Source organism: Serratia silvae (assembly GCF_023282985.1).
GTDB classification, from domain to species: domain Bacteria; phylum Pseudomonadota; class Gammaproteobacteria; order Enterobacterales; family Enterobacteriaceae; genus Chania; species Chania silvae.
On sequence record NZ_JAGQDC010000002.1, the window covers coordinates 239159 to 255777 of the forward strand.

The 16619-nt window shown below is 53.4% G+C and carries 15 protein-coding genes; 5 read left to right on the plus strand and 10 right to left on the minus strand.

Annotation, left to right across the window (positions count from 1 at the left end):
- Positions 1–192: 192 nt before the first annotated feature.
- Positions 193–1383 (plus strand): mannonate dehydratase, encoded by a 1191-nt coding sequence (gene uxuA, locus KAJ71_RS03180; protein ID WP_248944347.1) that lies wholly within the window; start codon positions 193–195, stop codon positions 1381–1383.
- Positions 1384–1421: 38 nt separating this feature from the next.
- On the opposite strand, the gene yeiP is transcribed toward uxuA, so the two are convergent.
- From yeiP to KAJ71_RS03205, 5 genes are all read right to left on the minus strand, one after another.
- Positions 1422–1994, minus strand: coding sequence for an elongation factor P-like protein YeiP (yeiP, locus tag KAJ71_RS03185; RefSeq protein WP_021805861.1), 573 nt, complete (start codon positions 1992–1994; stop codon positions 1422–1424).
- Between the two features lie 122 nt (positions 1995–2116).
- Positions 2117–3361 (minus strand): tryptophan permease, encoded by a 1245-nt coding sequence (gene mtr / locus KAJ71_RS03190; RefSeq protein WP_248944348.1) that lies wholly within the window; start codon positions 3359–3361, stop codon positions 2117–2119.
- A 442-nt stretch (positions 3362–3803) separates the two neighbouring features.
- On the minus strand, positions 3804–4097 hold the full coding sequence (locus KAJ71_RS03195) for a DUF1240 domain-containing protein (protein WP_375540716.1): 294 nt from the start codon (positions 4095–4097) through the stop codon (positions 3804–3806).
- A 129-nt stretch (positions 4098–4226) separates the two neighbouring features.
- The gene (locus KAJ71_RS03200; RefSeq protein ID WP_248944349.1) at positions 4227–4622 is read right to left on the minus strand and encodes a DUF1240 domain-containing protein; all 396 of its coding nucleotides are present in this window, start codon (positions 4620–4622) and stop codon (positions 4227–4229) included.
- A gap of 2 nt (positions 4623–4624) precedes the next feature.
- Positions 4625–5578, minus strand: coding sequence for a hypothetical protein (locus tag KAJ71_RS03205; protein WP_248944350.1), 954 nt, complete (start codon positions 5576–5578; stop codon positions 4625–4627).
- Positions 5579–5722: 144 nt separating this feature from the next.
- Between KAJ71_RS03205 and KAJ71_RS03210 the strand changes: the two genes are divergently transcribed.
- On the plus strand, positions 5723–5977 hold the full coding sequence (locus tag KAJ71_RS03210; RefSeq protein WP_248944351.1) for a YkgJ family cysteine cluster protein: 255 nt from the start codon (positions 5723–5725) through the stop codon (positions 5975–5977).
- Here KAJ71_RS03210 and KAJ71_RS03215 read toward each other — a convergent pair.
- From KAJ71_RS03215 to KAJ71_RS03230, 4 genes are all read right to left on the minus strand, one after another.
- Positions 5941–7152 carry a sugar efflux transporter gene (locus KAJ71_RS03215; RefSeq protein WP_248944352.1) on the minus strand — a complete coding sequence of 404 codons (1212 nt, stop codon included), beginning with the start codon at positions 7150–7152 and terminating at the stop codon, positions 5941–5943. The two genes, KAJ71_RS03210 and KAJ71_RS03215, sit on opposite strands and share 37 nt — an antisense overlap.
- Positions 7153–7313: 161 nt before the next feature.
- The gene (torA, locus tag KAJ71_RS03220; RefSeq protein ID WP_248944353.1) at positions 7314–9794 is read right to left on the minus strand and encodes a trimethylamine-N-oxide reductase TorA; all 2481 of its coding nucleotides are present in this window, start codon (positions 9792–9794) and stop codon (positions 7314–7316) included.
- 12 nt (positions 9795–9806) lie between these two features.
- Entirely contained in the window at positions 9807–10967 is a 1161-nt protein-coding gene (locus KAJ71_RS03225; RefSeq protein ID WP_248944354.1) for a NapC/NirT family cytochrome c, read from the minus strand.
- Positions 10968–11194: 227 nt separating this feature from the next.
- On the minus strand, positions 11195–11614 hold the full coding sequence (locus tag KAJ71_RS03230) for a nucleotide triphosphate diphosphatase NUDT15 (protein ID WP_248944355.1): 420 nt from the start codon (positions 11612–11614) through the stop codon (positions 11195–11197).
- Between the two features lie 252 nt (positions 11615–11866).
- Between KAJ71_RS03230 and fruB the strand changes: the two genes are divergently transcribed.
- Genes fruB through fruA form a run of 3 tightly spaced genes read left to right on the plus strand, consistent with a single transcriptional unit; the run spans position 11867 to position 15638 of the window.
- Entirely contained in the window at positions 11867–13000 is a 1134-nt protein-coding gene (fruB, locus tag KAJ71_RS03235) for a fused PTS fructose transporter subunit IIA/HPr protein (protein WP_248944356.1), read from the plus strand.
- Positions 12997–13935, plus strand: coding sequence for a 1-phosphofructokinase (gene fruK, locus KAJ71_RS03240; RefSeq protein WP_248944357.1), 939 nt, complete (start codon positions 12997–12999; stop codon positions 13933–13935). Before fruB ends, fruK begins: the two co-directional genes overlap by 4 nt.
- Before the next feature lie 14 nt (positions 13936–13949).
- Positions 13950–15638 (plus strand): PTS fructose transporter subunit IIBC, encoded by a 1689-nt coding sequence (fruA, locus tag KAJ71_RS03245; protein ID WP_248944358.1) that lies wholly within the window; start codon positions 13950–13952, stop codon positions 15636–15638.
- Between the two features lie 58 nt (positions 15639–15696).
- Here the strand turns inward: fruA and nfo are convergent, their stop codons facing one another.
- Positions 15697–16536, minus strand: coding sequence for a deoxyribonuclease IV (gene nfo, locus KAJ71_RS03250; protein WP_248944359.1), 840 nt, complete (start codon positions 16534–16536; stop codon positions 15697–15699).
- Positions 16537–16619: the final 83 nt, after the last annotated feature.

Below are 16619 nucleotides of genomic sequence, written 5' to 3' on the forward strand. Positions count from 1 at the left end.
AAATATCCCAGGATCGTGAGTTGGATCAATCAATCGACGTTTCTGTTTTGACAGCACGCCGCTAATCAGTAAGGTTAAAGATGAATGATATCTACTGCAATGTGGTATAACAGGATTGATTTGATTTTGCGATCCACCTCACCACCGATGCATAATCAACGATGACAGAGCGACTTCTACAAGGATAAATCAATGGAACAAACATGGCGTTGGTATGGGCCGAACGATCCGGTTTCGCTGGATGATGTGCGTCAGGCTGGTGCTACCGGCGTAGTCACCGCGTTACACCATATCCCTAATGGCGAAGTGTGGCCGGTTGAGCAGATCAAGGCGCGTCAGGCCCTGCTTGCGGAGAAAGGGTTGGTGTGGTCGGTGGTGGAAAGTATCCCGGTGCACGAGGAAATAAAAACCTACAGCGGCAACTACCAACGTCATATCGCCAACTATCAACAATCGCTGCGCAATCTGGCGGAATGTGGCATTGATACCGTGTGCTACAACTTTATGCCGATCCTCGATTGGACGCGTACCGATCTGGAATACCAACTGCCAGATGGGTCCAAGGCCTTACGCTTTGATCAGATCGCCTTTGCGGCCTTCGATCTGCATATCTTGTGCCGTAGCGGGGCAGAAAAAGATTACACCGACGAAGAGCAAGCCCAGGCACAAAGCTATTTCAAGGCGATGAGTACGGCAGATATTGCCAAGCTGACCGGTAACATCATTGCCGGCTTACCTGGGGCGGAAGAGGGATACACGCTCGCTCAGTTCCGTGCCCGGCTGGCGGAGTACGATCATATCAGTAAGGCGCAGCTGCGTGAGAATATGGCCGTCTTCCTGCGTGCTATCGTGCCGGTAGCGGAAGAAGTGGGTGTCAGGCTGGCAGTGCATCCCGATGATCCACCTCGTCCAATCCTTGGCTTGCCACGTATTGTTTCCACCATTGAAGATATGCAGTGGCTGAAAGAGACAGTAGATAGCATCTATAACGGCTTCACCATGTGTACCGGTTCTTACGGCGTGCGGGCGGACAACGATCTGGTGCGGATGATTGAAACCTTTGGCGATCGCATTCACTTTACTCACCTGCGCGCTACCTGCCGCGAGCAAAATCCTAAAACCTTCCACGAAGGGGCGCATTTGCAAGGGGATGTGGATATGGTGGCGGTGGTTGAAGCGATACTGGCCGAAGAACAGCGCCGCCATAAGGCGGGCGATCTGCGGCCGATCCCAATGCGACCCGATCATGGTCACCAGATGCTGGACGATCTGAAGAAGAAAACCAATCCAGGCTATTCGGCCATCGGTCGGTTGAAAGGTTTGGCGGAGGTTCGTGGGGTGGAGCTGGCGTTGAAGCGGCGGTTTTTCCCTGAATTACTCTAGCAAAGCAGGGCGCACTCAGGTTGCGCCCCTACCGTTGACTAGTCTGCGCGGCTCATATAGCGGCGTTCTGCAATATGAATGCGGATTTTATCACCACTGCTCAGGTACTCAGGTACCAGAATGGTCAGGCCGGTCGCCATGGTGGCCGGTTTGTTACGCGCACTGGCAGAAGCCCCTTTGATGCCTGGAGCGGTTTCAACAATTTCCATATCCACGGTCTGCGGCAGTTCCAACGCCAGCACCTGGCCATCCAGCGTCAGTACCTGCATACCCGGCAAGCCTGCTTCAGGGATGAACAGCAGCTCATCTTCGATCTGATCTTTCTTGAAGATATAAGGGGTGTAGTCTTCATCGTCCATGAACACATACTCTTCGCCATCAATATAGGAGAAGTTTACCTTGCGGCGGGACAGGCTGATGGTGTCCAGAATATCATCACCTTTAAAACGTTCTTCGACCTTCAGCCCGGTACGGACGTCGGAGAAGCGCATTTTATACAGCGTGCTGGCACCACGGGCGCTTGGGCTTTGGACATCGATGTCTTTTACCAGCAGCAGTTTGCCGTTGTAATTGATCGCCATACCGCGCTTGATTTCGTTCGCTCTTGCCATGGGAATACCTTGTCAAAATAGATTTTAGGAAGTTGCGACAAGTTACTCGCGCCGTGCTTTTCAGGCAAGAGCCGCGCGTAAAAAGAGTGGGGAAAAAGGGCGACCGTGGCCGCCCTCGGAGTTTATTTAAACACCGGCAGCAGATCTAATAACGTTAGCACGTGGGCCACGGCGTTAATCGCTCCAAACAGGATGATGAACAGGATCATGCCTTGGCCGCCGGGAGCGCGATAGCTCGCCTGTGGGAAACGGCGGCGGCTGGCGCGTGCCATCATGGCAGGGACGATCACTGCCCAAATGGTGGCGGCCAGCCCAGCAAAGCCGATGGCGTACAGGAAACCGTTCGGGAACAGTAACGCGGCCAGGGTTGGTGGCACGAAGGTCACCAGTGCCGATTTGGTGCGGCCTGCCTGGTTATCCTTGAACTTGAAGAAGTCGGCGAGGAAATCAAACAGCCCCAGCGACACGCCCAGGAACGAACTGGCCAGCGCCATATAAGAGAAGGCGTTAAGCAGTTGGCCTACCGCATAGCTACTGGAAACGTTACCCATCTGTTTGAGCAGGCTGCCGATGTTGCCCCCTTCGGCGATCACCTGCTTGAAGGCATCACGGGCGATATTGCCCTGGATCACATACTGCCACAGGATATAGATCGCCAGCGCCAGTAAGGTACCGTATACCAGGCTGCGCACCACGGCACCGCTGTCTTTTTGATAATACTTCACCAGGCCGGGCACGTTGCCGTGGTAGCCGAACGAGGTCAGCAGGTAAGGCAATGCCGCTAGCGCATAGGGCAGGTAGTTGGCGTCGCTGCCACCTTGGTTGAACAACACGGCAGGCTGTACGTGGGTAAACATATCACCGACGGACAACACAAAGGTGATCACCATACCGCCAATCAGAATGGTGCTCAGGCGATCCACGGCGCGGGTAGATAACCAGACGATAAAGGCCACGATGATGGCAAACACCAATCCAGACAGGGTTTGGTTGGTCCCAAAGACGCCTTCCAACGTATGGGCGATAATTGAGCCACCCGCCGAGATATAGGCATAGGTCAGAATATAGAGTACGAAGGTGATCGACAGGCCGTTAAGGGTATTCCAGCCTTTACCGAGCAGATCTTTGACCACGGTGTGGAAGCTGGCGCCCGCCGGATAATTCATGGTGGCTTCCAGGATCATCAGCCCGGAGATCAGCATACAGAACCAGGTATAAATCAGCAGCGCCACGGAGCCGCTGAACCACACGCCAGAAGTTACGATAGGGATAGAGAACATACCTGCACCTACGGCGGTGCCGGCAATGATCATCGCGCCACCGAGGACGGAAGGGCGGGAAAGCTTCTGGGGGGTGTCCGCAGACATTATTGCTCCTGATTGGCCGTTGGCCTTGAGTTCTTTTGTACTAGCTCAATGGTACGTGCGCGATGTGTGCATGTAAAGCGGATATTTGGGGGGATTGGTGCAATCCTTAGTGGTTAGGAGCGTTTTATGGCGCTTTTGTGTGGGTCTAGGTTTCAGATATTGCAAGTTGGTTGGCTAAATAGCGGTAGGTAAATGTGGCAGCAGGTGGAAGTCATACAGAACGCCGACACGCCGTGAATCCGTCCTTGGAGGCTCGTATCGCGCATCCATGCGCTCAACGGTCGGCTAACCTGTATGACTCCCACCTGCCTCAGCTCATGGTGGCGCGGTATTCAGTGTGGCTATTTTTCTGGCAGGGGAATTATTATCACCAATAATCTTAAATTACTAAATACTTGCATTAATTAAATCAGCCATAAGTTCCTCTATATAATAGTAAGCATCATTTGCAAAGTGATAAATCTTTCACGTAGGTTGTCGGTGACATCCAAGAGATTTTATCGCATGTGAAATAGCCATCATGTTTAAGTTTGTAGTTTACATATATAGATATAGGGAAACTAAAAATCAATGATGCAAAAGCTATCATGATTAAATACTTGCTGATTATTATGTTATATTTAGGCTGCCTGTCAAAAATAAAGAAAAAAACAGAGCAAGAAAAAGTATAGAGTATCAAAGGCGTTGCAAAAAAGCAGATAAGTACAGATGCTGAAAATGTTATTTCATCCTCCATCAATATCAATGAAATAACGTAACTGTAAATCAATAGCGATAAACATATGAATATTGCCAGTAATGCTGATGCCCCTAATATTTTCCAGTATCTGTTTTTTACACGACTATCCTTAGCTTATCGAAAACATCACTGGCAAAGTGATAGGTTCGTGACATAAGTAGTTGGTGACTGCCATGATATTTTGTCACACGTTAAATAACCGGCATTCTTCAGCTTATAATCAACATAAAAAGAAATAGGTAAGCTGATAGCAAATGATAAGAACATTAGATAAACCAGATATCGAGTAATTCCTTTATCATATTTTGGGCGTTTATTGAAAATAAAAAAATATATACCACTAAGCATAGCATATATTAGCAACGGGCAGGTGAGGAAACCTATAACAACAGATGCGGAGAAAGTTATTTCATCCTCCATGAATACTAACGATAGAACATACTGCCAGACTAATAATGTTGCAAAAGAAAAAAATATTAAAAGCATTGTTGCCAGGGATATTTTGTAATATTTATTATTCATATCTATTTACCTAAGCCATTGAGAATGAATTGAAAGCTAGCCTCGGGCGTTCTTGGTTTTACTCTGTTTTTTTCTTTCAATAATGCTATCAATTTGGTGCTCAGACCATATTTTTTATCGATAGAATCTAAAAGCATGACTGTTATTATGCCAGCACCAAAAACGACTCCAGCAACAACGATAATACTACCGATAGCAATAAAGGATGAAGTAAACACTACTCCGGTAGCAAAGGATACTGCCGCAGCAATCGCTGTCTTGGCCATATCCATAGTTATATTCCCGATAAAGTCCGCTAGGGTATAATCATCTTTAAATATACTTTCTATAATTCGATAGCCAACAGAGAAAAGAATACAAAATCTTACACCCCTGACTATTCCGGCATTAATGCCTTGCTGTCCTATACCCATTGCTAACATTTGCGGATGGTTAGCAGCATATCGCGTTCCAGTTATAGTTCTTCTAAGCCCCGCATAGCCGGATATGTGAATAAGATTCACTCCATTCGCTCCCGGAAACACCGTGGCAGTTATTCCTATTCTCTTGAATTCAATGATGACATCATATAACCCACGCGCATCATTTATATTTCCTGCATAAGTAGAAACAGGATCTGTCACTTTAAATACAGAAGATATGACATTCTTTGGTTCAAGGCCTCTGGAGAATGCATCGCCACGGCTGGTACTGTGTTGCTCAAAGCCCCGAGCGAACGCTTCACCACGGCCCAGACCTGGGTTTCCAGGGCGGCGAGAGTTGATGTCATCAATAATACCTTTTGCCTCAGCGATCGTGAGAACGACGTGATATTGCGTATTATCGCTTAAGGCTTTCTCTAAGCCGATAGTATCAAGGAACTCATGCTGGGGTTTTAGCTGGTTGATCCCGACATTACCCTTCAGGAAGTCCCCCATGTAGCCTTCCCAACTTGGGTTGAAATTTTTATCTGACATGATCTCACTCCATTGATAGTTCTAAGCTTTCCACTCCATGAAAAATAAACTCTAGCACTATTGGTAAGAATTGTGAATGAGTATAACTTAATGCGGCGTTCTGCTATTGTCTCAACCACATAATCAGCCCCCATAGGATCGCAGATGGACTGCCGTGCCGACTGTGGTGCCTGCTGTATCGCACCTTCGATTTCCAGCCCGATCCCTGGTATGCCCAATGGCAAACCGGCCAATACCCGTTGCATCCATCTGGACCAGCAACTGCGCTGCGGAATATTTCATTCACCGCTGCGGCCCAAAGTTTGCGGCAGTTTGCAGGCCAGCCGCGAGATGTGCCACGACCGCCGTGATGAGGCGCTGATCTATCTTGCTAAATTGGAGGCGGATACCGCACTTTGAGTGTCCTTCAGCCGCCACATACATAGCACTGCACCCAGCACCATCGCCAACGCGAAGTAAAATACCGCGTGATAACTCCACATTTCAGCCACGACTCCGGCGATCGAACCGGCAATAATCCAGCCAACGCGGGTGGTATTGGTAAACAGCGTGGTGGCCGCCCCGGCCTGGCCGGGCATCAAATCCTGGAAATAGAGCATACCAATCCCCGCCAACACCCCGATAAACAGCGCGTTCAGCAGCTGCAAAGCGATCAGTTGCCAGGTGCCGGTAATAAACAGTAGCCCGGCATAAAACAGCACCCCGGCAATCACCGCACAGCGCATCAGGAAACGCTTGCCAAAGCGTTGGGCCACCATGCCAGCGAGTAACATGGTCGGGATTTCCAGCCCGGCAGCGGTGCCCATCAATATTCCCGCCAATTTTTCCGGTAACTGTAATTCTTGCACCATATACAGCGGCATATTGATCAAATACATGCTGTTGGCCGTCCACATTAACGTGCAGGCCATAAACAGCAATAACGTATCCCGGCGATTCTGGCGGGGGGCTTCCAGCGTCACCCCGCCGATGCTCTGCACTTTTGGCATGGAGGGCAACATCTTCCATACCAACGCTCCGCAGAGAATAAAGGCAGCAGCGGCGGCCAGATACATCACCTTAAAACCAAACCCCAAGGCCAGCGCAAAGGCGATAGGTGGGCCAATCACCCAGGCCAGCGAAACCTGCGCACGCAGGATAGAACTGAACATCACCGTTCCCCGGCCGGTGTGCTCGGCATGTTCCCGTGCCAGGGCAAACATCTGCGGGTTGGCGGTCGAGCCAAAGCTGCTCAGCAGCACGCCGACGAACAGCAGCAGGTAATAGTTACGGTTCCAGGCGAACAGCGCACAAGCCAAGGCACCTAACATACAGCAGAGAAAGATCAGTGATTTGCGATCGCCCCTCTTATCTGAGCGGCTGGCCAGAAACTGGCTGACCAAAATGCCGATCACCGCGCTACCGGTAAAGAACAGCCCGACCATCGTTGGCCGTACGTTCACTTCGGTGGAGAGGAACAGACTCAGCGTGGGCGTCTGTAGGGCACCAGCAATCCCGGTGAGAAAAGCCACGACCAGAAATGCTAACGAAGTTGAATCGGGCAAGCGTCGCGTTGCCGCAGTTGAAGTACGCATAAGCTGAATGAATAGCCAAAAAGAGAGGGGACGCGCGCATAATACGCTCGTTTAAAAAAAACAAAAACCGGTTTCAATCAAGGAAAGGGTAACTAGATTTTCTCTGTCGGCAGGAAAAGAGCAGGGCGATGTCACCATCACCCTGCGCTGGTGGCTAGCGGTTAAGCGCCAGTAGGAACGTCGTGCGCGGTATTCTTCAGCACTTCGCCCTGATATTTCTCAATTTCCAATTGCGCCATCTGGCCGCAGTTGCCCTGTGCCAGGTTGGAGGAGCCAATATCGAAAGTCAGGCAGTTGACGTTGCCGTTCTTACAGATTGACCCCGGCGTTGACGGATCGGCCGGATCGTACCAGGCACCTTCGCTGATCCGCACCGCACCTGGGCGCACATCTTCGCTGACAATAGCGCCAACCAGGATCTGCCCACGGTCGTTAAACGCCCGCACCAGGTCGCCGTTGGTAATGTTGCGCGATTTGGCATCCTCTGGATGGATCAAGATCGCTTCACGGTCGGCCACCGCATACTTCTTACGCAGCGGCGTGTTGTCGAGCTGTGAGTGCAGGCGGTTGGTCGGGTGCGCGGTATTCAGTGACAGCGGGTATTTGGCTGCCTCTGGGCCACGGTACCATTCATGCGGCGGCATCCAGGTAGGAATACCTTTGCAATCCAGATACTCCATCTTCGAGATGGCATCGGAATAAATCTCAATCTTGCCGGATGGCGTCCCCAACGGATTAAGCAGCGGGTTTTCACGGTAATCGGCGAAACGTACCCACTGTTTGTTTTCCTGCGGGATCGGGAAACGAATGTAGTTGTTCGACTCCCAGAACATGTCAAACGGCGGCAGGGCAACGCGGGCGGCGCGGGCCTGCAACTTCATGTCGTCGTACATGCCTTTCAGCCACTGGGTTTCGTCTTTGCCTTCGGTAAAGGCATCCAGCACGCCAAGCTTGGCGGCCAGCGCGGCGAAGATATCGAAGTCGTTGCGTGACTCATGCTGCGGCGGTACGCACTGATGCATCGGGAAGACGTACAGCTGCGAGTAGTCGCCGCCCATCTCCAGATCGTTGCGCTCATAGCTGGTGGTCGCAGGCAGCACGATATCCGCATGCTTGGCGGTGGCCGTCCAATACGGTTCGTTAACCACGATGGTTTCCGGCCGCTGCCAGGCTTTGACCAGATTGTTGGTGTCCTGATGCTGGTGGAAGGTATTACCACCGGCCACGTACACCATCTTCACGTCTGGGTAAGTGACATCGGTCCCATTGAAGTGAATGGTCTTGCCTGGGTTGGTCAGGCACTCGGCGATACGAGCCACCGGGATTGGCGTTGGTGAATTTTTCGGCGCATTCCCCGCAGAGATACCGGAGAGAATACCGCCTTTAGCCGTTGGGCTGCCGCCGGAAGAGTAGTGATAGCTAAAACCAAAACCGCCGCCTGGCAGGCCGATCTGGCCAAGCATGGCCGCCACGGTCACCAGTAACCAGTGCTGTTGCTCACCGTGATGTTGACGCTGGATCCCCCAGCCGCCCATGATCATGGTACGCTGTTTCGCCATATCGCGCGCCAACTGGCGAAGCACTTCAGCATCGACGCCGCTGATATCGGCAGCCCACTCGGCTGTTTTCGGCGTACCGTCGGTTTCACCCAGCAGATAGGCCTGGAACTTGTCGAAGCCTACGGTGTAGGTTTTCAGGAAGTCCGGGTTATGCAGCTTTTCGGTCAACAGGGTATGGGCGATGCCGATCAGCATCGCGCTGTCGGTGTAAGGACGCGGAGCGATCCACTGTGCGCCGACATACTTGGCACTGTCGCTGTGCACCGGATCGATGCTGATGATGCGGGTGCCTTTCTTCTTCAGCGCCTCAAAGCCGGTCTGGCCGACGTGGTCGGGTACGTTCCAGCTGTTTTTCAACGTAACCATCGGGTTACAGCCCCACAGGATCACCAGTTGGCTGTTGTCGATGACGTTTGGCCAGGCGGTTTGCTGTTCGTAAACCTCCATGGAGCCCATCACGTGTGACATGATCACCTGTGCGGCACCGGTAGAGTAGTCACCGGCATAGCCAAGGAAGCCGCCGCTCAGGTTCATCAGGCGTTGCAGCAGGGTACGGCTGTTGTGTAGCATGCCCACGCTTTTCCAGCCGTAAGAACCGGCATAGATTGATTGCGGGCCGTGATCTTTCTGCAAACGGACGATTTCGTTACCGACCAGATCGATAGCCTTATCCCAGCTGACGCGCACCCATTCATCGTTGCCGCGCAGCTCGGTGCGGCTGCCAGGGCCGCCTTCCAACCAGCTTTTACGTACCATTGGGTACTTGATACGGTTCTCTGCATGGACCTGGTGGGGGGCCATGGTGATCAGATCGTTCGGGTAAGGATCGTCTTTGACCGGCAACACGCCGACCATTTTTCCGTCTTGCACGATGGCTTCAAATGCGCCCCAGTGCGCGCCGGTCAGGATACCTTTTTGCGCCTGGCGTAAGGCCACGAACTGTGGCAATGCCTGGCTGATGGCTTCCGCCAATGCTGATTTAGGCCACAGACCCGCAAATAGAGGCACGGCGGCCAGCGCGCTGGCACCGGTCAGGAAACGACGGCGGCTCATGGCCAATGGTTGTTGTTGGTACTTGCTCATTTCGCTTCTCCCTTAACTTTTGGCCGGTGTGGCAGGTTGCATATCGCTGGCATGTTTCTGAACGTACTGCGTCAGAACGCGCAGTTGTTCTTGCGACAGCGAGGTGCGAGGAGCCATACCTTTAATCACGCCGATCCACTGGTTGGCGTTGAAGCGATCAAGGGCGGTCAGGCCGTGGCAGCCGGTACAGTTGGCAGACATCATATCGGCGGTGTAACGCCAGATTTTCTGCTCATCGTCGATCAGTTGCTTACGTGGCAACCAGACCTGCAATGAAACCTGATGCCAGACCAGGCCGGTTTCGGCATCGGTCATGGTGCTGCCGGTTTTCAGCAGTTTGCGCGCGTCTTCGCCCAGCAGGACGCTGAGGATACGTTTACCTTGCGCGGCGTAGAACACTTCGCTGACGCCATCCTGTTGCCAGCCGCTGACGTCTACCAGCACCTTGTCACCTTCCTGTTTCACGACGTGAACTTCGGTTGAAGGCATCAGGTTACCGGCATTATGCGTATCGTCGGCTTTCAGGAAGAACGGTTCGGTGGCGATGGTGAACAGCGTGGTTGCTGTTGGTGAGGTTTCCGCCGCGGCTTTCGCCAGTTCGGCAGCACCGGCCTGTGCGGCACCGCTCATATCCGGCAGGATATGCGCTACGCCTTTATGGCAGTCGATACAGGTTTCGCCTTGCTTGATGGCTACCGGGTGCTGAATACGGGCTTCAGGACGTTGGGCGGTGATATCCATGGCATCGAAGCTATGGCAAGAGCGGCAGGTGGCCGAATCGCTTTCTTTCAACGTTTTCCAGACCGATTGCGCCATGGCCAGCTTATGGGCTTCGTATTTTTCTGGGGTGTCGATTTTGCCGGTCATTTCGCCGTAGATATCTTTCACCGCGCGGATCTTAGTCCACAGGTAATCGAGCGGCTCATGAGGGACGTGGCAATCGGCACATTCGGCGCGGATCCCTTTGGCGTTCTGGAAGTGGACGCTACCTTGATATTCGGCCAGAGGTTGTTGCATGGTGTGGCAGGAGACACAGAAGGCGGTATCGCTGGTTTTATGGAAGACCGTTGCAGTCCCCGCCAGCAGTGCGGCACCGAGAATAATCCCGATCACCAAAATCCAAAGCCATCCCCACCGGCGTCGCTTTTCAAAGCCAGCTTGTTTTTTGCTCATATTGAACCCACTTATAGTTATGAAATACCAAGGAAAAACTTGCCAAAAAGGTTCTGACACCAGGTCAGAAACATTTGGTAAGTATAAATATTTTCGCAAAATAAACCTAATACCTTAGGGGTATTTACAGTGAAAAATAGAGTGGTTGAGCAATAAAATAGCGTAATATACTAAATTACATAGCGCTTTTCTTTGATAAAAAGAGGGGGGGATTGGAGGGAATAACCTCACAATACAGGCAGATATACCTGCTGGTTCAACCATAGGTGGATCGCCGTTCTGCTCGCTTCAAAATGAGGTTCCGGCAGATCGTTCGGGGAACACCACCGCCATTCGGCACATTTTTCCGGCTCTTTCAGTTCGGCTTCTCCTCCTGGATGCTGAACCAGCATACAGATCGACACCGTATGTTTTCCCTCTGCGCGCCAGGTTTGCAGATTATTGCTGACACCAATAAAGGTTGGCGGCGCTATCTGCAACCCGGTCTCTTCGGCGATTTCGCGTTGAGCACACTGTTCAAAGGTTTCCCCCGCGTCCAGATGACCCCCAGGGATCGACCAAAAGGGGGCATGGGTGCTGCAGCGTTTCCCCAGCAGGATATGCCCTTGAGCGTTAACGATAATGACCCCGATACTGGTGGCAACCATAATTGTTATCTTCCTTCAGCACTGTTTCAGCACAGTATGCCATTTTCCCCTGTGCATGGGGGTTTTAGCCTGAAAAGTGTGCGTAAGGTCAAAAAACTATCACGCTGAGATCGAGAAAACTTGCTTTCGGTGATAGCTACTCACACACTGATTGAAACGTTTCAGCGTTATCGATGGCCTGGTTAGGCGATGGGTGACGCTCCTTTTTCTTAACTTGGCTGAAACGATTCAATTCAGCAGGAGAGGAGAACCATGTTCCAGTTGTCACAGCAAGATATTCACCTGGGAGCTGCGGCTAGCGGCAAACAGGAAGCCATCCGGCAGGTAGCGGCAGCGCTCACCTCAGCCGGATGCGTCAGCGCCGCCTATGTCGACGGCATGCTGCAGCGTGAGCTGCAAACCTCCACTTATCTGGGCAACGGCATCGCCATTCCACACGGCACCACCGATACCCGCGATCTGGTACTGAACACCGGTGTACAGGTATTCCAGTTTCCACAGGGCATTGAATGGGGCGAAGGCCAGACGGCCTATGTAGTGATCGGCATTGCCGCGCGTTCCGATGAACACCTGGCGCTGCTGCGCCAGCTAACACATGTGCTCAGTGATGACAGCGTCGCCGAACAGTTGGCAAAAACGACTTCAGCCGAAGAACTGCGCAGCCTGCTGATGGGCGAGAAGCTGGCGGCTGAATTCAAGTTTGATGCCTCACTGATTTCTCTTGATGTGGCAGCCGATTCATTAATGACGCTGCAAGCTTTGAACGCGGGCCGCCTGCAAAAAATCGGTGCGGTTAACGCCCAGTTTGTCAGCGATGTGATCACCCGTAAGCCGCTCAATCTGGGGCAGGGGATCTGGTTGAGCGACAGCGCAGAAGGCAACCTGACCAGCGCCGCCACCGTCAGCCGCCCGGCATCGGCATTTGATGAAGAAGGTGAAAAGGTCGCGCTGTTGCTGACCGTCGCCGTCGCCGATCAACAACCGCTGACGGTGCTGAACTACTTAAGCGATCTGTTAGTGAACCAAAAAGCTGAACGCTTGCTGAACGCCGATGCGGTGGGCGTACTGGCGTTACTGAGCAGCGAAGTTGCCGAAGAAAGTGCGGTATTGAGTGCGGAATACGTGGTGCGCAACGAGCATGGCCTACATGCCCGCCCAGGTACTGCGCTGGTCAACGTAATCAAACAGTTCTCCAGTGAAATTACCGTCACCAATCTCGACGGCAGCGGTAAACCGGCTAATGGCCGCAGCCTGATGAAGGTTGTGGCTCTGGGAGTGAAAAAAGGTCATCACCTGCGTTTTACCGCCAGTGGTGACGATGCTGAAGCGGCGCTGAAAGCCATCGGTGAAGCCATCAGTGAAGGTCTTGGCGAGGGTGCAGCATGAGCAGAAGAGTAGCAACCATAACACTGAATCCGGCTTACGATCTGGTGGGCTTTTGCCCGGAGATCGAACGGGGTGAGGTTAACCTGGTAAGAACAGCCGGTCTTCATGCGGCAGGTAAAGGGATCAACGTTGCCAAGGTACTGAAAGATTTAGGTATCGACGTAACCGTTGGGGGTTTCCTTGGAAAAGACAACCAGGATGGTTTCCAACTGCTGTTCAGTGATTTGGGCATAGCCAACCGTTTCCAGGTTGTCCCAGGGCGTACACGTATCAACGTTAAGCTGACGGAAAAAGACGGTGAAGTGACCGACTTCAACTTCTCTGGTTTTGAAGTGACGCCACAGGATTGGGAACGCTTTGTGGTGGATTCCCTGAGCTGGCTGGGCCAGTTCGACATGGTGGCGGTCAGCGGTAGCTTGCCTGCCGGGGTTGCCCCGGAAGCCTTCACCGAGTGGATGACCCGCCTGCGTGCGCAGTGTCCGTGCATCATTTTTGACAGCAGCCGTGAAGCGCTGGTAGCCGGGCTGAAAGCCTCACCGTGGTTGGTCAAACCAAACCGTCGTGAACTGGAAATCTGGGCAGGCAAACCGTTGCCGACGTTGGAAGATGTGGTGGAAGCCGCTCACGCCCTGCGTGAACAGGGCATTGCCCATGTGGTGATCTCACTAGGCGCCGAAGGCGCGCTGTGGGTTAACGCCTCTGGTGCCTGGATCGCCAAGCCGCCAGCTTGTGAGGTGGTCAGCACCGTGGGTGCCGGTGATTCCATGGTCGGCGGCCTGATCTACGGCCTGCTGATGCGTGAATCCAGCGAACATACTTTGCGCCTGGCCACTGCCGTGGCTGCCCTGGCGGTGAGCCAGAGCAACGTGGGCATCACCGATCGCCCGCAGTTGGCCGCGATGATGGCACGTGTTGATCTGAAACCCTTTAATTAATCGCAGGAGGCAGAATGAAAACGCTGCTGATGATAGACAGTTCGCTCGGGCAGGCTCGTAGCCACCTGGCGAAACGCATGCTTGAGGCCGCTGCGGCCAAAACCGGCCTGACGCTGGTTAACACGCCTAACGAGGCCGAACTGGTGGTGGTAGCAGGTGTTGCTGCACCTGCTGACGCTGAGCTGAACGGTAAACAGGTTTATATCGGTGATGTGGAACACGCGGTGCGTGAACCTGAAGACTTCCTGGCGACGGCCCAGGCGCAAGCTAAACCGTATCAGGCTCCGGCCCAGACGGTCGCACTGGCAAAATCCGCCGGTCCGAAACGCATTGTTGCCGTTACCGCTTGCCCGACTGGCGTTGCGCATACCTTTATGGCGGCCGAGGCCATCGAGAGCGAAGCCAAGAAACGTGGCTGGTGGGTGAAAGTGGAAACCCGTGGTTCCGTCGGTGCCGGGAATGCGATCACCCCAGAAGAAGTGGCGGCGGCCGATCTGGTGATTGTCGCGGCAGATATTGAAGTGGATCTGGACAAGTTTGCTGGTAAGCCGATGTACCGCACCTCGACCGGTTTGGCGTTGAAGAAAACCGCGCAGGAACTGGATAAGGCACAGGTAGAAGCCGAGATCTTCCAGCCGCAAAAAAGTGGCAGCACCGCGAGCTCAGGCAAGAAGAAAGAGAGTGCAGGGCCTTATCGCCACCTGCTGACCGGCGTGTCTTACATGCTGCCGATGGTGGTGGCGGGCGGTCTGTGTATCGCGCTGTCGTTCGTGTTTGGTATCAAGGCGTTTGAAGTAAAAGGTACGCTGGCTGCGGCGCTGATGCAGATCGGTGGCGGTTCGGCCTTCGCGCTGATGGTGCCGGTTCTGGCGGGCTACATTGCGTTCTCCATTGCGGATCGTCCTGGCCTGACGCCGGGCCTGATCGGCGGTATGCTGGCGGTTAGTACCGGTGCCGGTTTCCTCGGCGGTATTATTGCCGGTTTCCTGGCGGGTTACGTGGCCAAGGCTATCAGTAGCAAGCTGCACCTGCCACAGAGTATGGAAGCGCTCAAACCGATCCTGATTATTCCGCTGGTCGCCAGCCTGATCACCGGTTTGGTTATGATTTACGTAGTGGGTACGCCCGTTGCGAAAATCATGGCAGGCCTGACCAACTGGCTGCAATCATTGGGCACCGCCAACGCGGTACTGCTGGGCGCGATCCTCGGTGCGATGATGTGTACCGATATGGGCGGCCCGGTGAACAAGGCGGCCTATGCCTTTGGCGTGGCGCTGTTGAGTTCTTCGGTCTATGCACCTATGGCGGCGATTATGGCGGCAGGTATGGTGCCACCGCTGGCGATGGGCTTGGCGACCATTCTGGCACGCCGCAAGTTCGAGAAGTCCGAGCAGGAAGGGGGCAAGGCCGCGCTGGTGTTGGGTCTGTGCTTTATCACCGAAGGGGCAATCCCGTTTGCGGCTCGTGACCCGATGCGCGTTCTGCCGTGCTGTATCGCTGGTGGTGCTTTGACTGGTGCACTGTCGATGGCCTTCGGTGCAAAACTGATGGCACCACACGGTGGTCTGTTCGTGCTGTTGATCCCTGGTGCTATCTCGCCGGTGCTGCTGTATCTGCTGGCGATTGTGGCGGGTACTCTGCTGGCGGGTGTGGCCTATGCGGTCCTTAAACGCTCTGAAGTGCCGGTAGCCACGGTGGCATAACGGCAACCATAATAAAAAGCCGGCATCAGAAAAATGCCGGCTTTTTTATGCAGAAAAATTACTGCTGCGCCTTCAGCCAGGCAATCTCCTCAGCCCAGATATCCGGGTTCACCGTCTCCAGGATCAGCGGGATATTATCAAAGCGCTCGTCGCGCATGATATAGCTGAACACGGTCTTACCGATATTACCTTCACCCAGGCTGTGGTGGCGGTCAACGCGGCTGCCAAACTCGCTCTTGGCATCGTTAAGATGCATACCGCGCAGGTAGTTAAAGCCCACCACGTCGCCCAGTTCTTTAAACGACTTCTGGCAATTTTCTTCGGTACGCAGATCGTAACCGGCGGCGAAAGCGTGGCAGGTATCAATACAGACACCGACGCGGCTCTTGTCTTCCACACCGTCGATAATCGCTGCCAGATGTTCAAATTTGAACCCCAGATTGCTGCCTTGCCCGGCGGTATTCTCGATCACGGCGGTGACGCCCTGGGTTTTATCCAGCACGATATTGATCGACTCGGCGATCCTTGCCAGGCATTTATCCTCATCGATCTGCATCAGGTGGCTGCCCGGGTGGAAGTTCAGCAGCGTCAGCCCCAGTTGCTCACAGCGTTGCATCTCATCAAGAAACGCCTCGCGGGACTTCTCCAGCGCCTCCGTTACCGGATGGCCAAGGTTAATCAGATAGCTGTCGTGCGGCAGGATCTGCCCTGGGCCGTAGCCGAACTGGGCGCAGGCACTTTTAAACTTGTCTATGACGTCGGCAGGCAGCGGGGCGGCCTTCCATTGACGCTGATTTTTAGTGAACAGGGCGAATGCGGTCGCCTCTAATTCGTGTGCGCGGATCACGGCCTGATCTACGCCGCCAGAAGCGCTGACGTGTGCACCGACAAACTTCATTCTCACTCTCCTCTGTTATCGGGTCATTATGGCACTGATAAGCGAAGGATTGAATGGCGGTGAAAAGAAGCTGGCCCGAAAAT